Genomic DNA, 26,897 nt, shown 5'->3' on the forward strand with positions numbered 1-26,897 from the left:
AGGTGTGGGCAACCGGTTTCTAGCCTTGCGTCGAGCACTGCAACACTGCGGTGCTCCTGACGCCTGACGACGACAAATTTTGATCCTGAGTTCGGACCTTCGGGGAGGTTCGGACTTCGAAGCGACCCTTCGTCGAGGTCGATGACCTTCGGCTGCGCTCTCGCAGGATCGCCACATGGTTTCCACTCGATATCGAGGCGGTGCGATGTTTCTCTTCAATCCCCGAGCCACACTTCCCGGCGCTGATCGTGACAACGCTGATCGTCGCAACGCTGTGTGGGGGTGGTCGTGATGGATACCGACAAGAGGATCGACCCGCTCACCGGATCGCGAAGCCTGCCGGCAGGAGCGTTCCCCCTGTCTGCGGTGCAGCGCAGCATGTGGTTTGCGCAGCAACTTCACCCGACGGTCCCGTACTTCATCGCGCAGTACATCGAGTTCCACGGCGATTTGGACATGCAACTGCTCAGTCGCGCCGCGGTGGAGGCTGCCCACGAGTTCGAATCGCCGTTTCTACGGTTGATGTACCCGGATGGGGAGCCCTGCCAGATCGTGGACTTCACAATCGACCCGGGCATCGACTACTTCGACTTCCGCGAGCGTGAGAACCCTCGGCAGGCTGCCTCGGAGTGGATGGACAACGATTACGCGACGACGCTCGATCTGACTCGCGATCGTCTCGTCGAGATGACAATTCTTCAAACTGGTGATCGGGATTACCTGTGGTACACCAGGATTCATCACGTCGCTCTCGACGGATACAGCGGTATGACGATCGTCAATCGGATTGCGGCGATCTACACCGCAGCCGTCGAAGGTCGAGAGCCTGCGGTGAACAAGGCGCTCGACGTCACGACGCTGTCCGAGCTCGACCAGAAGTACCGCGAATCGAGCCGATTCGAAGCCGACCGCGAGTACTGGGCCCAGCGTGTGTCGGGCGTCGAACACGGTTCGACGTTGGCCACCCGTGAGGGACCCCCGACTGCACGCAGTGAACTCGTCAGTGCCGCGATGTCGGCGGACAGCCTTGCTGCCTTGGACGAGTGGAATTCACGTTCCGGTGCAACTCCGGCCGCAGTGTTGATTTCGGCACTGGCGTGCTACCTGTCCCGCAGTACCGGCTACGACGACGTGCTGATCAACCTGCCGGTTTCCGCGAGGACGACGGCACCGCTGCAGCGGTCCGGCGGAATGCTGGTCAACGTCGCGCCGCTACACATCCACGTAAACCCGGACGAAAGTGTCGACGATCTGGTCGGGCGCGTGCAACTCGAACTTCTCGGTGCGCTTCGTCATCAGCGATGCAGCCTCGAGGACATCCGGCGTGATGCCGGTCTGACCGTCGGCGACGCGCGTCTGTCCGGCCCGATGATGAATGTGATGCTCTTCCGGCAGGAGATAACCCTCGGGCCACTGACCGGTGAGTATCACATCGTCACGTCGGGTCCGGTCGAGGATCTGCTGGTCAACGTGTACCAGAGCGGCGATCCGGCGCAGACGTTGATCGACTTTCGCGGAAACCCCAATCGCTACGGCCACGACGAACTGGCCGAGCACCACCGGGCGTTCACCGAGTTGGTCGCAGAACTGACAGCAGCACCGGCCGGTACGCCGATGAACCGGATTCATCCGGCAAGTGCCGAGGCAGGGGCGCGCAGTGCACAGCGCAGGGAACTCGAGCGGTTCTGGGCGAGATACCTGGGGGACTCCGACGAGGGCTCCACACTGGACCTCGAGACACTGGGCCTCGAGCGAATCGACGCCGAATCGGAGCCCACCGGTACGAATCGGCTGAGCGTCCCACTCGATCCCGCGGTCGCCGAACTTGCGCGCACGGAAGGCGTCTCCCTCTTTGCCGTTGTCCATGCCGCATTTGCTGCGTTGCTGTCGAGATCGACCGAGCGCCGGGACGTGCTGATCGGAACGAGGACCGAGTGGGGAACTCTGCCCCTGCGCTGCGAGGTCGATCCGGCGGCACCGTTCGACGAGTTCGTGAGTTCTCTTGCTCGAGAACGCGATACGTTGTCGATTCGATCGGCGGCAGGTGTCCCCGCACTGCCCGAGTTGCACGTCCACCTCAACGACGGCTCGCAGGAGACCACGATTGCCGGCCTCGACGTGGCGATCGACGTCCACGCAGATACCGGCGCCCTCGAGGTTGCGTACTCCACGCAGCACTACGCCGAATCCACGGTCCGAGCCTTCCTCTCGCGACTGGTGCGGATCCTTGCAGGCGCAGCAGCAGCCCCGCGAACTCCGGTCGGAGACCTCGATCTCCTCGACGACTTCGAGCGTGAGTCCCTGGTACCGGCGCGGGGAGCGACCGCGTCCTCCCCGTTGACCCTCCCCGATATTCTCCGCCGGGCCTCGGCTGTGAACCCCGATGCCCCAGCGCTCGTTTTCGGTGATCGTGAGGTGAGCTACCGGGATCTCGACGCCGAGTCGAACACACTCGCCCGTGAACTGATCAACAGGGGAGTCGGCCCCGGCACCTATGTCGCCCTTGCGCTGTCGAGGTCTCTCGAATCGGTGACCGCGACGTGGGCGGTGGCCAAGACCGGCGGTGCCTTCCTCCCGATCGATCCGCACTACCCCGAGGATCGTATTCGGCACATGCTCACCGATTCGGGAGCTGTAGTCGGAATCAGTGTGGGGGAGCACCACGGCGGGCTCGCCGATTCGGTGGATTGGCTGCTCCTCGACGAACTGGACACCTCGCACCATTCCGATGCACCGGTCGACGACGCCGAGCGGCGTACGCGCCTGAGCTACGACGATCCGGCATACCTCATCTACACGTCCGGCTCCACCGGTGTCCCCAAAGGCGTCGTGGTCAGTCACCGCGGGCTGAGCAGCTTCGCCGACGAAGAACGAGTCAGGTTCGGAGTCGAACCTGGAGACCGCACCCTGCATTTCTCTTCGCCGAGCTTCGACGCTTCAGTCCTCGAACTCCTCCTTGCCTTCGGGGGCGCGGCAACGATGGTGATCGCGCCGCCCACCGTGTACGGCGGCGACGAACTGGCACAGGTGATGCGTATCGGACGGGTCACCCACGCATTCGTCACCCCGGCCGCGCTGGCAACAGTCGATCCCGCCGGCCTACCGGATCTACGAGTGGTCGTGACCGGCGGCGACGCATGCTCACCCGCGCTGGTGGATCAGTGGTCACACGGACGCTCGATGTTCAACGCGTACGGACCGACCGAAACCACCGTCGTCGCCACTCTGACCGGACCGCTGAGCAGCGATGTTCCCGTCACCATCGGGAAGCCGATGCGCGGAGCCGCAACCGTCCTCCTGGACTCGCGGCTTCAACCGGTGCCGATCGGTGTCGCCGGCGAGCTCTATGTGAGCGGTGTCGGTTTGGCGCGCGGGTACCACGCGCGTGCCACGATTACGGCCGAACGATTTGTTGCCGACCCCAACGGTGTTGCGGGAGAGCGCATGTACCGCACGGGTGACCTCGCGCGGTGGAACGGCGAGGGTGAGCTGGAGTACCTCGGCCGGAGCGACTTCCAGATCAAGATCCGCGGTTTCCGCGTCGAGCTCGGCGAGATCGACGACGTGCTGCGCCGCCACCCGAGCGTCGCACAGGCAGTCACCGCCGGAGTTGCGGGCCCGAGTGGGGAAACACTGTTGGCGGCGTACGTCACGGCGGCTGCGGGCACACACATCGACAACTCCGAACTGGTCGCCCACGCGAGATCTTCGTTGGCAGCCCACATGGTTCCCGCGCGGATCGTCGTCCTCGACTCCATTCCGTTGACTCCGGCAGGAAAGATCGACAGGAAAGCGTTACCGGACATCGATTCTGTGGGGGGGTCGGCTGAATACCGTGCCCCCGAGACCTCGACCGAGAAGCGAATTTCGGCGGTGTTCTGCGATCTGCTCGGTATCACCCGGGCGGGAGCAGACGACAGTTTCTTCGACCTCGGCGGTGACTCGTTGATCGCGACCCGCGTCGTGTCGCGAGTCAACGGAGCTCTCGGAACGACGCTGAGCGTTCTCGACCTCTTCGAGGCGCCGACCGTCTCCGCTCTGGCCGCACGTGCCGACCTCGCGGACTCGCGGAACACACGTGCCCCGGCACTGACGCGTATCGATCGCCCTGACCGGATACCGGTATCTCTGGCGCAGCAACGAATGTGGCTGACCAATCAACTCGATCCGAGTTCGCCGGCGTACAACATTCCGATCGCGGTTTCGATGACCGGCGATCTCGACGTCGATGCACTGTTCACCGCGCTGCGGGACGTGATCGTTCGACACGAGATCTTGCGGACCGTTTTCCCCGAGAGTGCGCGTGGCCCCGTCCAGCACGTTCTCGGTGTAGACGAGATGTTCGATCATCTCGAGGTGGAAACGGTGCCTGCCGCAGCGACCTCGGCGCGGGCGAGTGAGCTCGCGCGAGAGGGATTCGACGTCAGCGAATCGGTGCCGATCCGCGCGATTCTGCTCGAGGTGAACGAACGCGAGCACACCTTGGTCCTCGTCGTGCACCACATTGCAGCAGACGGCCTGTCGATGGCGCCGCTGGCTCGTGACGTGATGGTGGCGTACGCCTCGCGGGCGAGCGGACGCGTGCCGGCGTGGCTGCCACTCGAAGTGCAGTACGGCGATTTCAGCGAGTGGCAACGCGGAGCGCTCGGTGAAGCGTCCGACCCGGATTCGATTCTTGCCGAGCAGTTGCGGTTCTGGTCGCACACGCTCACCGAACGCGGTGAGCTCGCGGAACTGCCGATGGATCATCCGCGCCCTGCGGGTGTCTCGCTGCGCGGTGACGATCTCGATTTCCGGATCGACTCCGCGACGTACCGCCGGGTCGGCGAGATCGCGGCGCGCAGCGATGTCAGCGTGTTCATGGTGATCCACGCCGCGCTGGCCGTCCTGCTCAGCCGAGAATCCGGAGCGAACGACATCACGATCGGCACTCCGGTGGCCGGGCGGAGCGAGCGCGCTCTCGACGACGTCGTCGGAATGTTCGTCAACACGGTGGTGCTGAGGACGGTTCTCGAGGGGGGACTCACCTTCGGTGAAGTTCTCACCCGCGTCCGCGACGTCGACGTGGCGGCCTTGCAGCACACCGAAGTGCCGTACGACGTACTCGTCGAATCCCTCGCAGACAACCAGGCGCCGCTGTTCCAGGTGATGCTGGTTATGCAGGGCGCCGCTCCCACCGAGGTCACTTTGCCCGAGCTCGAGGTCACGGTCGACGAACTGTCGACGGGCGCGGCAAAGTTCGATCTTCAGGTCATTCTCACCGACCGCGGCGACCATCTCGACGGCCAGTTGAACTACGCCAGCCAGCTTTTCGACTCGGACACCATGTCCGGCCTCGCTGATCGCTTCACGATGCTCCTCGACGCGGTAGCTGCCTACCCGGAATCCGTCGTCGGCGACGTCGATCTCACAGCTCCGGGCGAGGCGGAACTGGTCCTCGAGCGTTGGAATGCCACCGAACACGCCGTACCGATCACCACCCTCTCGGACCTGGTGGCGGAGCAGGCAGCCCGGACACCCGAGGGGGCCGCGCTGGTCTACGGCGAGCGGACACTGACCTATGCGGAGTTCGACGCGAGGGTCGGTGAACTTGCCAGAACCCTCATCGCCCGCGGGGTCGGCCCGGACATGCGCGTCGCGGTGTCGATTCGACGGTCACCGGAACTACTCGTCGCGGTCCACGCCGTGATCCGTGCCGGTGCGGCATACGTCCCGGTGGATCCCGATCATCCCGCCGAGCGCATCGCGTACGTCTTCGACATCGCGGAACCGATCTGCGTGCTGAGCCGGCCCCAGGACCACGGCGCTCTTCCCGCGCGAGTCCCGATCGTGGACGTCGATCTCGATCGTCAGGTGTCCACGACGGCGCCGATCACCGACGCTGATCGGCTCGGACCCCTCCGCCCGGACAATGCTGCTTACGTGATCTTCACGTCCGGATCGACGGGTCGACCGAAAGGTGTTGCAGTATCACACCGTTCGATCGTCAATCGCCTGCTGTGGATGCAGGACACGTACCCCCTTCACGCGTCGGACGTGGTGCTGCACAAGACCCCGGTGACCTTCGACGTCTCGGTGTGGGAACTGTTCTGGCCCCTGCAGACCGGCGCGCAGTTGGTGATCGCGGAACCGGACGGGCACCGTGATCCCGGGTACCTGTCGGCGTTGATTGCCGACAGAGGCGTCACGACGGCGCACTTCGTTCCGTCGATGCTCGCGGAATTCGTCGCTGCCGCGACTGCCGGGCAGTGTGCGAGCCTGCGTCAGGTGTTCTGCAGCGGTGAAGCCCTCGCGCCTACCACTGCGGAGGCGTTCACCCGTCTGAGTTCTGCGGGACTGTTCAACCTGTACGGACCCACGGAGGCTGCCGTCGACGTCAGCGCCGCCGAATTCACCCCCGACATGACCGTCACCGTTCCCATCGGTGCGCCCGTGTGGAACACCCAGCTCTATGTCCTCGACGGGCGGCTGCATCCGGTTCCGGTCGGCGTTCACGGCGAGCTGTACCTGGCGGGAGTGCAACTGGCGCGTGGATACCTCGGGCGCAGCGATCTCACCGCCGACAGGTTCGTGGCCGATCCGTACGGCCCTTCGGGCACCCGGATGTACCGAACCGGTGATGTCGTCCGGTGGCGCGCCGACGGGCTGCTCGACTATGTCGGTCGACGCGATTTCCAGGTCAAGATCCGCGGCCAGCGCATCGAACTCGCCGAGGTCGAAGCAGCGTTGCTCAGGCTGCCCGGTGTCGCGCAAGCTGCTGCTCTCGTCCATCACGACGACGTGGTCGGTGACAGTTTGGTCGGCTACGTCATCGCCGAGACCGGCACTTCGATCGACACGGACGGTCTACGCACCGAGTTGAGAGGTCTCCTTCCGGCCTACATGGTTCCCGCTGTGGTCATCGCCCTCGACGTGTTCCCTCTCGGTTCGACCGGCAAGCTTGATCGGAAGGCTCTGCCCGCGCCCAGCTTCGACAGCTCGCAGACGTATCTGGCGCCGCGAACACCGCTCGAAGCGCAGTTGGCGGCGATCTTCGAGGAGCTTCTGGAATCCGGGGCAGTCGGTGTTCACGACAACTTCTTCGAGATCGGCGGAAACAGCCTCGTCGCTGCACGCGCTGTGGCGCGCGTGAACGATTCGCTGTCGTTGAACTTGTCGATCAGAGAGTTGTTCGACGCGCCGACCGTTGCGCAGTTGGCGGTCGAGTGCGCCACGGCACGAGGGGGAGCGGCAGTCCTTCCGCTCGAGGCGTTGCCGCGGCCACAGACGATCCCGCTGTCGCTGGCACAAAAGCGCATGTGGTTCGTCAATCAATTCGACGTCACGTCCGCGGCGTACAACGTCGCCATAGCGATCAGGCTGAGAGGCCGGTTGGACGTTGCCGTGTTGGAGGGCGCGATCACCGACGTGCTTACTCGCCACGAATCGCTGCGCACGCTGTTTCCCATGATCGAGGGAGTGCCGGCGCAGGTGATCGTCGAACCCGGTGAAACGTTGGGCGCGCTGCCGGTTGTCGCCGCAAACGCCGAAGCGGTACTCGGGGAGATCGAACGTCTCACCTCGAGGGGCTTCGACGTCACGCAGGCTCCACCGATCAGGGCGGAACTGATCGAGGTCGACGAAGAAGATCACGTCCTGACCGTGGTCGTCCATCACATCTGCGCCGACGGATTCTCGATGGCACCGTTGGCGTTCGACGTGATGAGCGCGTACTCGGCAAGGCATCGAGGTGAGGCGCCCGACTGGTCTCCTCTTCCGGTCCAGTACGCGGACTTCGCCATCTGGCAGGAAAGGGCTCTCGGTCGGATCGACGAAGCGGACAGCACTCTTGCCGGTCAGCTCGAGTACTGGACACGTCAACTGGCGAGTGTTCCCGAACTTCTTGCGCTCCCCGCAGATCGACCGCGTCCGCGTGTGCAGGATCTCTCGGGCGGCGTCGTTCGATTCGACATCGATGCCGGCATCCACCGCCGTCTGAGCGAAACCGCGATCGAACACCGAAGCAGTATGTTCATGGCGGTACACGCCGCATACGCAGTGCTCGTGGCGAGATTGTCCGGCATGGAAGACATCACGATCGGCTCACCGATCGCCGGGCGCGGAAATGCCCTGCTGGATCCGATGGTCGGTATGTTCGTCGGCACGTTGGTCCTGCGCGCCGACGTCGACCCCGCCGCCTCGTTCACCGATCTGTTGGCCAGAGTTCGCAGCACCGACCTCGACGCCTTCGCTCACGCAGACGTCCCCTTCGAGCGCGTCGTCGATGCGCTGGCTCCGGAGCGGTCGACGTCGCATTCACCGTTGTTCCAGGTGATGCTGGAGTTCAAGAACACCACTCGGCCAGCAGTTCGTCTGACGGATTTGGACGTCGAGGTCCTCGAACTCGAATCCGCCGTCTCGAATTTCGATCTGCAACTCACGCTTGCCGAGACCTTCGACGACGACGGCCGGCCGGCGGGAATCGAGGCCGGGTTCACCTACGCCAGCGCCCTGTTCGACGAGTCGACCGTCGAAGGTTTCGCTCGATACCTGGTTCGGATTCTCGGTGCTGTCACCGAATCACCGCACACGCCGGTCGGCGACATCGATCTCGTGAGTGATCTCGACACGATTCGCGCCGTCACACCGGAACTTCCCGAGCAGGTTCACTTCTCGACGTTGCTCGAGCGGAAGTACGTCGACGAACCGCAGAGGACTGCACTGATTTTCGGCGACCGCCATCTGACCTACTCCGATCTGGACCGCCGCGCCAACCGGCTTGCACGACTGTTGATCAGCCGCGGGGTCGGTCCGGAATCCGTTGTCGCCCTGGCATTACCACGCTCACTGGAATCCGTGGTCGCGATCTGGGCGGTTGCCCGGTCCGGCGCTGCATTCGTACCCGTCGACCCGGCGTATCCCGTCGACCGCGTGCACCACATGATCAACGACTCGGGAGCGGGCGTCGTTCTCACCACCGCCGAGCATGTGGGTGTCGTCCCCGACGAGGCAGACGCCGTTCTGCTCGATCAGGCAAAGACACTCGCAACCCTCGAACAGATCGGTGATCAGCGGATAGATGCCTCGGAGCTGCTGGCTGCGGCGTCCCTGGACAACCCGGCCTATGTCATCTACACCTCCGGTTCCACCGGCGTCCCCAAAGGCGTCATGGTCACTCACCGTGGGCTTTCGGCACTTGCCGAGCAGGAACGCAGTCGCTTCCGCGTCGAGTCGACCTCGCGCACGCTGCATTTCAGCTCACCGAGCTTCGACGCCTCGATTCTCGAACTCCTGATGGCTGTTGGTGCCGGGGCCACGATGGTCATCGCCCCACCGAGCATCATCGGCGGAACCGAACTGACGAGTCTGATCGCCGACCAGCACGTCACGCACGCCTTCATCACACCAGCCGCACTGGCCACGGTCGATCCGAGCGGACTGAACGAGCTGGTGTGCATCGGAACCGGCGGCGACGTCTGCCCACCCGATCTCGTCGCCGCCTGGGTCAGCGATCACCGGATCATGATCAATGCCTACGGACCAACCGAATCGACGGTCGTCGCCAGCATCACCGAGCCGATGTCCCCGACCGATCGAGTCACGATCGGTCGCCCGTCGACAGGCATCACCGCGTGGGTCCTCGACAATCGCCTGCACCGCGTCCCGGTCGGAGTGACGGGAGAGCTGTACGTCAGCGGCGACGGACTCGCCCGCGGTTACCGAAACCGCGCCGGCACGACCGCCGAACGATTCGTGCCCAATCCCGCGGGCAGTGCGGGCACACGGATGTACCGAACCGGCGACCTCGCCAGGTGGAACAAGAACGGCGAACTCGAGTACCAGGGTCGAGGCGATTTCCAGGTCAAGATTCGCGGATTCCGCATCGAACTCGGCGAGATCGAGGCAGTTCTGGCTCGCTATCCCGGCGTTGCACATTCCGTGGTGACCACGCTCGAACGTGACGGAGGCGCCGCACGGATCGTCGGATACGTCGTGCCTGCCAACGACGCTCAGACTGTGGATCCCGAGGCCGTCATCGCGTTCGCGGGCTCGGCTCTGGCCCCGTACATGGTTCCTGCGGTCGTGGTCGTTCTCGACGAACTGCCGATGACTGCCAACGGAAAGCTCGACCGCCGAGCCCTGCCGGTTCCCGACTTGCGAGCAACCCAGGCACGCTCGCGGGCCGCCGAATCCGATACCGAACGCACGCTGGCCGCCTTGTTCGTCGATGTCCTCGGTGTCGAATCGGTGGGCGTCGACGACTCGTTCTTCTCGATGGGCGGCGATTCGATCATGTCGATTCAGCTCGTCGCCCGTGCCCGCGATGCCGGGCTCGTCTTCACCCCGCGTGACGTCTTCGAGGTGAAATCGGTCGCCGGTCTTGCGGTTTTGCTGGCATCGACCAAGGACGACGAACCCGAGGTGCTCGAGGAACTTCCCGGAGACGGCGTGGGCCACGTGCCGTTGATGCCGGTGGCTCAGTGGTGGCTCGACCGGCTCGGCTCCGATCTCCGAGGTCTCGATTCGTTCTCCCAAGCGACTCTTCTCAACGCGCCGCACGGGCTTCACAGTGTGGAGCAGTTGACCGCGGCTCTTCAAGTTGTTCTCGATCGTCACGACATCCTTCGCGCACGCCTCGAGCTCGACGGCGAGCGCAGGCTTGTTGTCGGCGAGCCGGGATCTGTTGCAGCCGAGAATATTTGCCGGGTGATCGAGGTAGAGGCCGAGCCGGGCACCGCGGTGTTCGACGCGGCGATCGTCGACGCACTGGGCGGTGCGCGTCGAGAACTCGACCCCGGCCGGGGCGTGATGGTGCGGGTCGTCTGGTTGTCCGGCGTGCGCAACACCGGCCGGCTGCTCCTGGTGATCCACCACCTCGCCGTCGACGGTGTCTCCTGGCGCGTCCTCGTGCCGGAACTTGCGTCGGCTTTCCACCGCATCGATGCAGGCGAGGAACCGGAGCCGTCGTACTCGGGCACGTCGGTTCGTCGTTGGTCGCATGCGCTCCGCGACATCGCGCCCGATCGAAGAGTCGAATTGCCCCGGTGGCGTTCGATACTCGAAGGTGCCGACCCGCTGATCGGAACCCGGCCGCTGGACCCGCGGCTCGACACGTTCGATTCGGTCGGCCGAGTTGTCGCCGACGTACCCGTCGAACTGTCCGACACAGTCCTGACCACGCTTCCGGCGCTTTTCGGTGGATCAGTCAACGACGGTCTCGTTGCTGCTCTCGCACTGGCACTGACGCAGTGGAGGCAGGCACAGGGCATACGAACCGACAACGTACTCATCTCGATGGAGGGCCACGGACGCGAAGCTCACGTGGTGCCCGGTGCGGACGTCCTGCACACGGTCGGCTGGTTCACCAGTGTCTTCCCGATGCGAATCGACCTCGCCGACATAGACATCGCGAACGTGTTGAGCAGCGGCTCCGAGGCAGCGGTGGTTCTCAAGCGGGTCAAGGAAGAACTGTTGGGAGTTCCGGACAGCGGCATCGGCTACGGAGTTCTGCGTTACCTCGACGAGGTGGGTCGAGCGGAACTCGAAGACCTCCGCCAACCGCAGATCTCGTTCAACTATCTGGGCCGTTTCTCCGGCACCGAAGCAGGAGAGTCACTGGGGGACTGGGCACTGGCCCGGGACGTCGATCTGGAAGCGGCAGCGCGGTCCGAGATGCCAGTGGGTTCGGTCCTGGACGTCAACGTCGTCACCACCGAGATCTCGGGCGCACCGCACATCGGTGCCACTATCGCCTATCCCACCGGCGTGCTGGCAGAGCGCGATGCTCGCGCCATCGCCGACCTCTGGGTGCAGGCGTTGCGCGCGCTGGCCACCTATGCCGAACACAGCGAACGCGGGGGACTCACCCCGTCCGACATCGACCTGATCGACCTCGACCAGGATTCCATCGACCACCTCGAGCGCGAGTTCCCGACACTGACCGACGTCTGGTCCCTCTCACCGCTGCAATCCGGACTGCTCTTCCACGCCCGCTACGCCGAACACACAGTCGACGCGTACACCGTCCAACTCGCACTCGAACTCGACGGCGTCGACGCGTCCCGGTTGCACCGTGCCGCACAGGCACTGCTCGACAGACACGAGAACCTACGCGCGGCGTTCACGACCGACACCGGTGGACGATCGGTGCAGGTGATCAACGCAGACGTTGACGTGCCGTGGACCGAGATCGACATCTCTCCGTTGGCCCCCACCGAACAAGCGACCGAGATACGCGAGCTTCTCCATGCGGATCGGGTCCGCGGCTTCGACATGGCCACTCCGCCCCTGCTGCGGTTCCTGCTTCTGCGAACCGGTGACGACGCTTATCGGTTGATCCTGACCAACCACCACATCCTCCTCGACGGATGGTCGATGCCGCTGCTGGTCCGCGACCTACTGACGCTCTACGCGACAGACAGTGATCACAGTGCCATCCCACGCGTACACCCCTACCGGGACTATCTGAGCTGGATCAGCACTCGCGACGACAGCGTGTCGATCGAAGCCTGGGGCGAAGCACTCCGCGGACTCGACGACCCGACGCTGCTCACCGGAACTCACGCCGTCGACGAGGACGGCGCTACCTCACGCTCGACGACCACAGCGCTCGGAGAACGTGAGACGGAACTTCTGCGTGGATTCGTCCGCTCCCGTGGCCTGACGACAGCCTCCTTGATCCAGGTGGCCTGGGGAATCGTGCTCGCCGAACTCCTCGGCCGCGACGACGTCGTCTTCGGTGGAACCGTCTCCGGCCGACCACCCCAGGTGTCCGGCGTCGAGTCGATGGTGGGTTTGTTCATCAACACCGTCCCCGTCCGAGTTCGCCTCGATCCAAGAGAGTCCCTGGCGGCGCTGTGCGTTCGCGTCCAAGCGGAACAGGCGCGGTTGTCCGATCACCATCATGTCGGGCTTTCGCACATCACTTCGGCTGTGGGGTCCGCTGCATCGTTCGACACGCTGACTGTGTTCGAGTCGTATCCCGTCGACCGCGGTGGACTCTCCTCCGGCACCGACATAGCCGGAATGCACGTTCTCGACGTCCACGACGCCGAGGATGCCGCGCACTATCCACTCGCGATCGTCGCCTCTGCGGCAGACGGGCGACTGCGGCTCAAATTCGAGTATTTCCCGGGAGTCCTGGGCGATCACGACATCGACGCGATCGCCGACCGGCTGCTCCGCACCCTCGAGCTGATCACCGCGCAACCGGATCTCCCGCTGGCGAAACTGCGCCTGATGCCGGATTCGCAAGTGCAGCAATTGGTTCCCGCGCGCGGCCGGCAGGGCCGCTCGGTCAGGACACTCGATCGCATCTTTTCGGACACCGCGAGCAGATTCCCCGAACGGGTCGCACTGTCCTGTGGTGACAGAAAGATGACCTATCGAGAGCTGGACGAGGCGTCGAACCAGTGGGCGCGCGTGCTCATCTCGGAAGGCGCCGGCCCGGACTCACGGTTGGCGATCTGTGTGGAACGGTCCTTCGAATCCGTCGCAGCGGTCTGGGCGATCACCAAGACCGGCGCCGCCTTCGTGCCGATCGATCCTCGCTACCCGAGTGACCGGATCTCGTTCATGCTCGAGGACTCGGCATCCTCGCTCGGATTGACCACGGCTGCCCACAGACCCGGCGACGGCGGTGTGACGAAGTGGCTCGAACTCGACGACCCGACGAGCATCGCTCGGCTCTCCGGAGTATCCGCGGCACCGCTACGCGAGGACGAGCGTCGAGGAACCCCGCGGTTGGAGAACACTGCCTACCTCATCTACACCTCGGGCTCGACCGGCCGACCCAAGGGCGTCGTCGTCACGCACACCGGTCTCGAGAACTTCGCCGACGAACAGCGTCATCGCTACGGTCTCACCGAGAATTCACGCGCACTGCATTTCGCCTCTCCGAGCTTCGACGCCTCCGTTCTCGAGTACCTGCTCGCCTTCGCCGTCGGCGGCGAACTGGTCGTAGCTCCCACCACCGTCTACGGAGGAACCGAACTGGCCGACGTTCTCCGCGAGGGACATGTCACCCACGCGTTCATCACGCCTGCAGCGCTGACGTCGGTGGATCCCGAGGGAATCGACGAACTGACCACCATCACGGTGGGCGGCGAGGCGCCCTCGGCGGACCTGGTGCGCACCTGGGCGCCGGGAAGATCGTTCGTCAACGTCTACGGACCCACCGAAACCACCATCTCCTGCAACCTCAGCGACCCCATCCCGGCCGGCGAGAAGGTCTATCTCGGACCGCCGAACCGCGGATTCAGCGAGGTCGTCCTCGATCGCAGACTTCAACCGGTGTCCGTCGGAGTTCCCGGCGAACTGTATGTCGCCGGAGTCGGACTCGCGCGCGGCTATCACGGGCGCTCACCACTGACGAGCGAACGATTTGTCGCCAACCCGTACGGCGAGCCGGGGGAGCGGATGTACCGCACGGGCGACGTGGTGCGCTGGCGCAGCGACCGCACCATCGAGTACCTCGGACGCAGCGACTTCCAGGTCAAGATCCGCGGCTTCCGTATCGAACTCGGCGAGGTCGACACGGCGTTGGGTCAGCTGCCCGGCGTGGAGTACGCGGTCACGTTGGCGGTGCGCGGACCCTCCGACGAGCAGGCCTTGGCGGCATATGTCGTCTGCGACGACGAACGCCGGGTGAGCGCCGAGGACATCCGGGCGGCGGCACGGGAGCTACTGCCGGCACACATGGTGCCCGCAAGCGTCGTCGTGCTCGACGAACTACCGCTGACCGGCGTCGGCAAGGTCGATCGGGCTGCTCTTCCGGCGCCTCGTTTCGACACCGATGCCGAGACACTCACTGCACCGGCCACCGAGTTGGAACGGCTGGTGGTGGGCGTTTTCGAGGACGTGCTCGGAGTGTCTCCGATCGGTATCGACACTCACTTCTTCGACGTCGGCGGAAACTCACTGACCGCGACCCGCGTCATCGCCCGCGTCAACGCACTTCTCGGCACCGACATCGGCGTTCGAGGACTGTTCGAGTCTCCGACAGTTCGGCAGCTGTCTCGTCTGGCGGAGAGCGTCGGCCGCGGAGAGAGCCCCAGACCACCGTTGACTCGGCGATCCCGCCCGGACCCACTGCCCGTGTCACTGGCACAGAAGCGGATGTGGTTCCTCAACCAGTTCGACGTGACGTCCCCCGCCTACAACGTTCCCCTGGCAGTGCGCCTCGACGGCGATCTGGACTTCGCCGCATTGCAGGCCGCGGTAGCGGACGTACTGGGGCGCCACGAGAGCTTGCGGACGAAGTTCCCCTCGATCGACGGACAGCCGGTTCAGCAGGTGATGTCCAGCGACGAGGTCATGCCGATCCTGGAGCCGGAAATCGTCACTGCTGCCAGAGTGTCCGATCGAATCCTCGAGCTGGCCTCGGCAGGCTTCGACGCCTCGGCCGAAGTTCCGATCCGCTGCGCGGTCCTGCGCGTCGACGGGGACGAGCGCAGGCACGTACTCGTGATCGTCGTCCACCACATCGTCGCCGACGGGTTCTCGATGAACCCCCTCGCAGCGGACGTGGCAGCGGCTTACGCGGCCCGCAGTGCCGGCAGTGCGCCGAACTGGTCGGAACTGGCCGTGCAGTACGGCGACTTCGCTGTGTGGCAGCACGAAGTGCTCGGCTCCGAGGAAGATCCGGACTCGGCTCTGACCCGTCAGCTCGATTACTGGAAGGACCGACTCGCGGGACTGGGCGAGCCGATCGCGTTGCCGACGTCGTTCCCACGTCCGGCAAAGCCGTCCATGGTCGGCTCGGTCCACCGGTTCGCGGTATCGCCGCAGACCCATCGGGCGCTGACCGACCTGGCACGTGAGCACGGCACCACCATGTTCATGCTCATGCACGCAGCACTGGCGGTACTTGCGGCGCGCCTGGCCGGTACCGAGGACATCGCCATCGGGACACCCGTCGCCGGCCGCGGCGAGGCCGAACTCGATCACCTGGTCGGTATGTTCGTCAACACTCTCGTGCTGCGAACACAGATCACGCCCGACGCGTCGTTCGAGGACGTCCTCGCCCAGGTTCGCGAAGGCGACCTCGGCGCGTTCCAGCACACCGATTTGCCCTTCGAAAGGTTGGTCGACGCACTCGACCCGGAACGCTCGACTTCGCACACTCCGTTGTTCCAGATCCTCATCGAGTTCCGCAACAATGCACTCCCACAACTCGAATTGCCGGGGCTGTCGGTCTCGGGAGTCGAGTTCGACCTACCCGTCGCCAAGTTCGATCTGCAACTCTCGGTCACCGAGCGTTACGACGCGGATGGCGGAACGGATGGAATCGACGCCGAATTCATCTACGCCACAGACCTGTTCGACGGTGACTTGATCGATTCGTTCTCACGCAGACTGCTCACCATCCTCGAGGCGGTCTCGCGAGAGCCGTCGACTCCTACCGGTGACATCGACGTCGTGGGCGCCGACGAGCGTCGACAGATGCTGACCGAGTGGAACACTCACGCCGAACCGGCTCCAGCGGACAACATCGCGGACCGATTCTTCGAGGCTGTTGCAGCACATCCGTCGTCGACCGCGGTCAACGACAGCGACGGCGCCATGACGTACGCCGAACTGGACGGGCGCGCTAACCGCCTGGCCCGACTCCTGATCGGCCGCGGTATCGGTCCGGAATCCGTGGTTGCCGTTGCAATGCCCAGAACCACCGATCTCGTGCTCGCCCTCGTCGCCGTCATCAAAACCGGAGCGGCATACCTGCCGGTCGACATCACCTACCCGGCCGAGCGCATGCGGTTCCTCTTCGACGACGCGCGGCCGGTATGCCTGGTCACGACCGGAGACTTCCGAAGGGACCTACCTTCGGAGATCATCGAATCCGGCATCGACATCGTCGAACTCGGATCGCCGGAGATCGCGGTACGCCTCGATCACTCCGCGCCCCATCGCATCACCGACGCGGACCGGACGACACCACTTCTGCCCGACGCGGTCGCGTACATCATCTACACCTCCGGATCCACAGGGCGCCCCAAAGGTGTCCAGGTCAGCCACCGCAACGTCCTGACTCTGATGGACAACACCGCCCCGACGTTCGGGTTCGACGACACGGACGTGTGGACCATGTTCCACTCGTACGCATTCGACTTCTCCGTCTGGGAGCTGTGGGGGCCGCTGCTACACGGGGGCCGGCTGGTCGTCGTCGACTACTACACGACCAGATCACCGGACATGTTCCACGAACTGCTCCGCAGGGAGCGAGTGACGGTGCTGAACCAAACACCCACCGCCTTCTACCAACTCGCCGAAGCCGACCGTGCGTACTCACCGAACGGCACGGATCCCGACCTTGCACTGCGCTACGTCGTCTTCGGTGGCGAAGCGCTCGACCTCGGGCAGTTACGCAAGTGGTACGACAGGCGGGCCGACACGGCTCCGACGTTGGTCAACATGTACGGGATCACCGAGACGACAGTGCACGTCAGTCGAATCGCACTCGACCGCAACGACAGCGAGCACGCGTCGGCGAGCATCATCGGGCGAGCAGTACCGGGATTGTCCGTCTACGTACTCGATCGGCGACTGAACTTGGTACCACCAGGTGTCGTCGGCGAAATGTACGTCGCCGGTGATCAGGTGACTCGGGGATACCTCGGGAAACCCGCATTGACTTCGGTGCGGTTCCTTCCCGATCCATTCGGTAGTTCGGGGGATCGAATGTATCGGAGCGGGGACCTGGCGAGGTGGAACGACGCGGGGCAGTTGGAGTACGTGGGCCGCAGTGATTTCCAGGTGAAGGTGCGTGGTTTCCGCATCGAACTCGGCGAGATCGAAGCCGCAATGCTCCGCTGCCCCGGCGTCGCTGCCTCGGTAGCACTTGTTCGAACGGAGGGAGCGTCACCGCGGATCGTCGGGTACGTGGTCGCCGAAACAGGCAGTACCGTCGATTCAGCGACGGTGACCGACTTCGTCGCCGCCGAACTCGCGGAGTACATGGTGCCCACCGCCATCGTCGTCCTCGAATCGCTTCCACTGACGGTCAACGGAAAGCTCGACCGACGCAGCCTCCCGGCTCCGGACTTCACCGTCACGGGAACAACCGAGGCGACGCGGGCGCCGGCCACTGCTACCGAAGCGGTCCTCGCGGACCTCTTCGCGGAGGTGCTGGGTCGGGGCAGTATCGGAGTGGACGATTCCTTCTTCGGTCTCGGCGGCGATTCGATCATGTCGATCCAACTCGTCTCACGGGCGAAGTCCGCAGGCCTCGTCTTCACTCCGCGGGACGTCTTCGAAGCGAAGACCGTGGCCGGCCTCACCAAAGTGCTCCTCATCGAATCATCGGAAACGGCACCGGTTCTCACGGAGCTACCCGGCGGGGGAGCCGGCCCGCTACCGCTCACGCCGATCATGGAGTGGCTCGTCGAACGCAGTCGCGGTGACCTGAGCACGATCCGCAGTTACAGCCAGAGCGCGCTGATCGCACTGCCCGCGGATGTCTCCGGCCCCGCGCTGGAACGAGCATTGCAAACGATCCTCGATCGTCACGACGTGCTGCGGGCGCGCCTGGACGCCGCGACTCACCAACTCGAGATCCGCGAGCCAGGGAGCATCACCGCCCCCGACATCCTGCGCCGAACCTCCATCGTGTCCACCAGCGGCGAAGAATTCGTCGCCGCTGCGGAAACCGCGATGCAGGACGCATCCAGCCGCCTCGATCCCGAACACGGGAAGATGATCAGCGCAGTCTGGTTGGATCCCGTCAGCTCGAACGGCAACCGGGCCGAAGCCGGACGGTTGCTCCTGGTCCTTCATCACCTCGCGGTCGACGGTGTGTCCTGGCGCATGCTCGTCCCGGGCCTGGTCACTGCTTATGCCTCGGCGTTCGACGGAGAAACACCGATACTTCCGCCGGGTGGAACGTCGATACGTCGCTGGGCGACAGCGCTCGCCGAGACCGCTGCGCAGCGACGCGACGAGATCGACCTGTGGTCGAGAATGCGGACCGACGAGCCATTGCTCGGGGCACGCGGGCTCGACCCAGCCGTCGATGTCGGAGCCACCGTCGACCGCGTCAGCGTCGACGTTCCGACCTCCGTGACCGAGAACGTCATCTCGACGGTGCCTCAGCATTTCGGAGGCTCGGTGAACGACGGGCTGCTCGCTGCTCTCGCGATTGCCGTCACCGCCTGGCGTCGATCGCGCGGACAGCGCAGCGGGGACGTGCTCGTCAACCTCGAAGGGCACGGCCGCGAGGAGAACGCCGTACCGGGCGCCGACCTCTCGCGCACGGTCGGCTGGTTCACCACCTTGTTCCCCGTCCGGATCGATCTCACCGGACTCGATGTCGTCGATGCACTGGCCGGGGGATCAACCGCCGCCTCCGCCGTGAAACTCGTCAAGGAAACGCTGCTCGGCCTGCCCGACAACGGAATCGGGTTCGGCATCCTGAAGTACCTCGATCGAAACGAGGAACTTCGTGAGCTGCCCACGCCGCAGATCTCGTTCAACTACCTCGGACGATTTGCCGGCTCGGATCCCGAGCACGGCGAAGTGCCGTGGCTGCCGATCTCGGAAGTGACCCTCGACGAAGCGCACAGCGGCGAATTGGCCGCCGCGTCGGTGCTCGACATCAACGCCGTCACGACCGATACCGCACACGGTCCGATTCTGCGCGCTACGTGGTCCTTCCCCCGCGGCATTCTCAGCGAGGCCGAAGTCACCGAACTGGCGGAGCTCTGGACCCGAGCACTGGGCGCACTGAGTGAATACGTGGAGGAACACTCCGAGCGCGAGCTCACGCCCACCGATCTCGATCTCGTCACCGCGGATCAACAGAGCATCGAACAGCTCGAGCGCAGATTCCCCGACCTGACCGACATCTGGTCACTGTCACCTCTGCAGTCGGGCATGCTCTTCCACGCCCAGTTCGACGAAACTGAAATCGACCCGTACATGGTGCAACTGACCCTCGAGCTCGGGGGTCGGGTGGAGGCGCCGCGCCTGCGCCGCGCCGCGCAGGCCTTGGTTGATCGTCATCCGAGCCTGCGCGCGGGATTTGTCTCCGCACCGGGAGGGCGGGCACTGCAGGTGATCCGTTCCGGTGCCGACATCGGCTGGGCCGAGATCGACCTGTCCGGGGCCGAAGACAGTGAAGTCGCGTTCGGTCTACTGCTCGAACGCGATCGCGCTCATCGTTTCGACATGGAAACAGCCCCGCTGATCCGCTTCATGCTCGTGCGAATCGGACCGGACACAGCACGCCTCGTCGTGACGAACCACCACATCCTGCTCGACGGCTGGTCCACCCCGCTGTTGCTTCGAGACCTGCTCACTCTCTACGCAACCGACGGTGACCCCGAGATTCTGCCCCGAGTTCAGTCGTATCGCGACTATCTCTCCTGGATCTCGAAGCAAGTACCCGAGACTTCGCTACGGGCGTGGCAAGAAGCGCTACGGGGCGTCGACACGTCCACCCACCTCTCGAGGGCAGACACCGCCGCCGAAACCGTGGCAAGTGAAATCCACTCGTACTCGCTGCCGACCGAACGAGCCGAGACTCTTCGGGCGTTCGCGCGAAGCCGCGGCCTGACCATGGCGACCCTGGTACAGGTGGCATGGGGAATCGTGCTCGCCGAACTTCTCGGACGCGACGACGTCGTCTTCGGCGGAACGGTCTCAGGACGCCCACCACAGGTGCCCGGCGTGGAATCGATAGTCGGCCTGTTCATCAACACGGTGCCTGTCCGAGTCCGCCTCGACGCCCGAGAAACCCTCGCCGAAATGGCCATTCGCGTCCAATCCGAGCAAGCGTCATTGCTCGACCACCACCACATCGGACTGTCGGACATCGCCGGAGCAGTCGGCGCCGCCGGTTCCTTCGACACCCTGACGGTATTCGAGTCGTATCCCGTCGACGAGACAGCCCTGACCGCCGAAACCGACATCGCGGGAATGCACGTTCTCGGCATCGACGGACGCGACTCGGCGCACTATCCGATTGCCGTGGTGGCGTCCGAAAGTGACACGCTGAATCTGAAGATGGAGTACTTGCCGACGCACTTCTCCGCCCGCGAAGTCGCCAAGATCACCGAGCGCGTGGGCATCGTCCTCGGGCAACTCGCCTCGGCACCGGATCAGCCGCTGGCCCGTCTGCAGGTTCTCACGGAGTTCGAGAGCCGTGATCTTGCGCCGGTCTTCGGCTCCCCGGGGCGCTCCGCGCGAACGCTCCCAGAGATTCTCGCCGACGTCTCTGCCACCTATCCCGACCGCATCGCGCTCTCGGCCGGCAGCCGTTCCATGACCTACGCCGAACTGGACCGGCGCTCGAACCAGTTGGCCAGAGCCATGATTCGCCGCGGCGCCGGGCCCGAGACGTCGGTTGCCATCGGCATCGAAAGGTCCGTCGAATCCGTACTCGCGGTGTGGGCGGTGGCCAAGACCGGCGCAGCGTTCGTCCCCGTCGACCCCACCTATCCGGCTGACCGAATCGAACACATGCTCAGCGACTCCGAGGTGCTGTTCGGGTTGACCGTCGTCGACGCCATCGACACACTTCCACCCATCGTGTCCTGGTTGGTGCTCGGAGAAGAGGCATTCGACGACGACGTCGCCACCAGTTGCACGCTGCCGATCACCCAGGACGAACGGCGTGCACCGGTGGTCATGGACAACGCCGCCTACGTGGTCTACACCTCGGGATCCACCGGCCGACCCAAGGGAGTTGTCGTCACCCACACCGGACTCGACAGCTTCGCACTCGACCAGCAGCGTCGATTCCACGCAGATCACCACTCTCGAACCCTGCACTTCGCCACCCCCAGCTTCGACGGAGCCGTCTTCGAGTACCTGCAGGCATTCGGTGTCGGAGCCACCATGGTGATCGTCCCGACCGACATCTACGGCGGCGCCGAACTGGCAAGTCTCATCCGCCGCGAACACGTCACTCACGCGTTCGTCACCACGGCAGCGCTCGCCACCGTCGACCCGGCCGGCCTGGACGAGTTCCGGCACGTCGTCGTCGGGGGAGAGACACTACCGCCGCATCTCGTCGGCCTCTGGGCTCCCGGACGAGAATTCGTCAACGCCTACGGCCCGACCGAGACAACCGTCATGGCAGACATCAGCGAACCCATGACAGTGGGCGCACCCATCACGATCGGTGGACCGATCCGCGGCGTGCACGAGATGATCCTCGATTCGCGCCTGCAACCCGTACCCGTCGGAGCTCCCGGTGAGCTGTACATCGCCGGCATCGGCCTGGCTCGCGGATACCACCGGCGTCCCGGCCTGACCAGCGAGCGATTTGTCGCCGACCCCTTCGGCAAGCCAGGCGACCGGATGTACCGCACGGGCGACATCGTCTCCTGGCGAAGCGATCACACCATCGAATACGTCGGGCGCAGCGACTTCCAGGTCAAGATTCGCGGATTCCGCATCGAGCTCGGCGAGGTCGACGCCCAGATCACCGCAATGGCGAGTGTCACGAATTGCGTGACACTCGGCGTCGACGGACCGGCCGGCGCCACAGTTCTCGCGTCCTACCTCACCGTCGAGGAAGGATCGACGCTGACCGGGGCAGAGATCACCGCGCACCTCGCCGGACGTGTTCCCTCGCACATGGTTCCGGCCAGCATCATGATCGTCGACGAGCTACCGCGCACCGCGGTCGGCAAGCTCGATCGAAAAGCGTTGCCGACGCCGGAGTTCACCGGAACCGGTGTGGAATTCCGGGCGCCCGGCACCAGCCTCGAACGTCGGATCGCCGATGCGTTCATCGACGTACTCGGCGTCGAACGGGTCGGCGTCGACGACAATTTCTTCGAGCTCGGCGGCAACTCGCTGATCGCCACTCGCGTGGTCTCGCGGCTCAACTCCGCACTGAACATCGACGTCGGGGTGCGCGTGCTGTTCGAGGCACCGACGACGGCTCAGCTCGCCGAACGGCTCTCCAGCGCTGTCACTGCCGTCGGCGCTGTGCCGCTCACTCCCATGGAGCGCAGTGGCAGCGTCCCGCTCTCGTTGGCGCAGAAGCGCATGTGGTTCCTGAACCAATTCGACACACGCTCAGCCGCGTACAACATCCCACTAGCTGTTCGCCTTACCGGTGACCTCGACGTCACGGCCATGCAACAGGCCATCGCCGACGTCGTCGAGCGGCACGAAACACTGCGGACGGTGTTCCCCGCCGTCGGCGGCGATCCGATTCAGCAAGTGCTCACCGTCGACGAGGCAGTACCGCCGGTCCGTGAAATGACGTTGGGGGAGGACGAGCTCGCGGAGCGCATGCAACGACTCGCCACGACCGGCTTCGACGTGTCGGTGGACCTGCCGCTGCGCGTGGCACTGTTCCGACTCGACACCGCTGAACCCGTTCACATTCTGTTTGTCGTGGTCCATCACATCTGCGCCGACGGATCGTCGATGGCGCCGCTCGCACGCGACGTGATGACGGCCTACCTGGCGCGTACGGCAGGGACCGAGCCCACGTGGGCGCCACTCGAGGTGCAGTACGCAGACTTCACGTTGTGGCAGCATCGCGTCCTCGGATCGGAAGACGACCCGGAATCCGTCATCAGTCGCCAATTGCACTACTGGAGTGAGCAACTCGCCGGACTCGACGACGTCATCGCACTGCCCGCCGACCACCCGCGACCCGTGCAACAGACCTTCCACGGTGACCGATTCACCTTCGACATCGACGCGAACACCCACCGCGCCCTCGCGGACCTCACCAGGGCAAACGGTGTCACGATGTTCATGGCGCTGCACGGCGCGCTCGCAGTGCTGATGTCCAAGTTGTCGGGCGCCGACGAAGTCACCATCGGCACACCGATCGCGGGCCGAGGTCAGGCAGCGCTCGACCATCTCGTCGGAATGTTCGTCAACACACTGGTCCTGCGAACCAGCGTCGATCCCGACATCACGTTTGCCGACCTGTTGGAGCACGTCCGGGAAATCGACCTGGCCGCATTCCAGAACTCGGACCTGCCATTCGAACGGCTCGTCGACGTCATCAACCCAACCAGATCCACGTCGTACTCACCGTTGTTCCAGGTCGCCCTCGAACTTCAGAACAACGAACCCGCACATTTCCACCTACCCGGCCTCGACATCGACGGACTGACCGTGGAAACCAAATTCGCGAAGGAGGACCTGGAGCTGATCGTCGACGAGAAGTTCGACGAGTTCGGCATCCCGGCTGGGATGTCCGCAGCCTTCGACTTCGCAACCGATCTCTTCGAACCCGCCACCATTCGTCGGTTTGCCGACCGACTGCGCCTGATCCTGGACGCTGTCGGACGCGAACCCGCAACACGTATCGCCGACATCGGCATCCTCGGCGCCGATGAAACAGCTGCCCTGGTGCCGGCATCCGGTGCCGCCGCGACTCGAGCGCGGGTGTGGCCGGAGATCCTCGCCGAAGCAGTCGCCTCGAACCCGGATGCCCCAGCCCTCTCGAGTCGCGAGAGGTCGATGACCTACCGCGAGCTCGACGAGGAATCGACGAAGCTGGCGCGCGCGCTGTGTCGGCGCGGCGTCGGTCCCGAAGATTTTGTGGCGCTGGGTCTGCCGCGGTCCACTGCGGAGATCGTCGCGATCTGGGCGGTCACGAAAACCGGTGCAGCGTTCTTGCCGGTCGACCCGAACTATCCCGACGATCGCATCAACCACATGCTCGACGATTCGCGGGCCGTACTCGGCATCACCGACGACGCTCACCGCAGTCAACTTCCCGACACGGTCGAGTGGATGGTCCTCGATGAAGCCGAGACCGTCGACGAGATCGACGCCCAGAGCGCAGCCGCGATCACCGATCGCGACCGCACGATCCCCTTGCATCACGGGCATCCCGCGTACCTGATCTACACCTCGGGTTCAACCGGGAAGCCGAAGGGCGTCATCGTCACCCACCTCGGGTTGTCAAACCTCAACGCCGAGGAACATCAGAGATTCAACGTCCAGCCCTATTCGCGGATCTCTCACCTGGCATCACCGAGCTTCGACGCCTCGGTCTTCGAACTCATGATGGCGTTCGGCAGCGGAGCGTGCCTGGTCGTCATCCCACCGACGGTCTTCGGCGGATCCGAGTTGGCCGAAATCTTTGCCGACGAACACGTCTCACACGCGTTCATCACTCCGACCGCGCTCAGCTCGATCGAAAGCTCCGCGCTACCCGAACTCCGCGTACTCGCAGTCGGTGGCGAGGCCTGCCCACCCGAACTCGTGGACATCTGGGGCCGCGACCGTCGCATGTTCAACGGATACGGACCCACCGAATCCACCATCCAGGCCAGCGTCAGTGAACCCATGCGGCCGGGCAAGGACATCAACATCGGACGACCGGCCATCGGCTTTGCCGGACTGGTCCTCGACGGGCACCTCAAGCCCGTGCCGGTGGGAGTCATCGGGGAGCTGTACGTGACCGGCCCCGGACTCGCCCGGGGATACCACAATCGTCCCGACCTCACCGCCGACCGATTTGTCGCCGATCCGTTCGGCGAACCAGGCCAGCGGATGTACCGCACGGGCGACCTGGTGCGCTGGCGCTCCGACAGCACCCTCGAATACCTGGGCCGCAGCGACTTCCAGATCAAAGTCCGCGGATTCCGCATCGAGCTCGGCGAAATCGACTCTGTTCTGATGGCACACCCATCCGTCTACTTCGCCGCCACACTCGGGCACGAAGCGCCGTCGGGGGAGACGATGATCGCCTCCTACATCCAGCCCGTGGAAGGACAGACCGTCGACGACTGGGAGCTTCGCCGCCATCTGTCTTCTCGCCTGCCCGCGCACATGGTTCCCGGCGCGATCGTCGTCGTCGACCGCATTCCGGTGACACCGGTCGGCAAGCTGGACCGCAAGGCACTGCCGACCCCGAGCTTCGAGCGACGCACGGTCCCGTACGCACCGCCGACAAACAACACCGAACGAACGGTCGTCGACATCTTCGAGACCGTGCTCGGGCACGAGCACATCGGCGTCGACGACGACTTCTTCGAACTGGGCGGAACGTCGATCGTGGCCACTCGCATCACCATCGAACTCGAGAAGCGTCTCGGGATGCGAGTGCCGTTGCAATCGCTTTTCCTGGACCCGACACCTGCCGGAGTCGCCCGGGCTGCCGACGGAATGGACGCACACTCGCCGGACGATTCGTCGGATCTTCTCGCCCCGATGATCACGCTGCGCGCCGGATCCGATCGTGCACCACTGTTCTTCGTCCATCCGGGTATCGGATTGTCCTGGGGTTACGCAGAATTCGTCAAGCATCTCGAGCTGGATCAACCCGTCTACGGTCTTCAGCTACCGTCCCTGAGCGGCGGGCCCAGCTTCGACTCGCTGACCGAACTCGCCGACGACTACGCGAATCGCATTGCAGCCGTGGCATCGACCGGCCCGATCCATCTGGCCGGCTGGTCGCTCGGCGGCGTGATCGCACACGCCGTGGCACACAGCCTCACTCGGAGCGGACGTGACGTGACTCTGTCGATACTCGACAGCTATCCGTCGTCGGATTCCGATCAGCCCGCAGAACTCTCGGTCTCCGAACTACTGGCCGGGCTCGCGATGCCGGCGGGATCCAAGACGGTCGAGACCTTCGAAGAAGCGGCGGAATTGCTGGAGCAGACCCTGGGTGCCGGAATCGGAATCGAAGCGGAGCATCTGGCGCGGATCAGTCGCGGTTACTCCCACTCCGTCGAATTGACGAATCGGCACCAACCGCCTGTCCACGTTGGAGCCATCGAGTTCTTCGTAGCCGGAAGATCTACGGAGAACGGACACGATGTCGCCGAATGGCGAAGGTTTGTAGAAGGGGACATCCGAGTCACCGAAGTCGATTGCGAACACAACCAGATGATCGAACCGGGTCCGGCGGCAACCATAGCTGTACGATTGCGAGAAGTTATCGCTCAGTGGGGTGTCTGAACCAGGTTCGACATGGGTATGAGTGAAAC

Annotated in this window: 1 protein-coding gene; it reads left to right on the forward strand. The window is 64.5% G+C overall.

Annotated features, from left to right (window positions below):
* Positions 1-291: 291 nt before the first annotated feature.
* Positions 292-26,868, forward strand: coding sequence for a non-ribosomal peptide synthase/polyketide synthase (locus tag QRN54_RS27270; protein ID WP_285183475.1), 26,577 nt, complete (start codon positions 292-294; stop codon positions 26,866-26,868).
* Positions 26,869-26,897 lie beyond the last annotated feature (29 nt).

The sequence above is a fragment of the Rhodococcus sp. MEB032 genome (assembly GCF_030208925.1).
GTDB lineage: Bacteria > Actinomycetota > Actinomycetes > Mycobacteriales > Mycobacteriaceae > Rhodococcus_F > Rhodococcus_F qingshengii.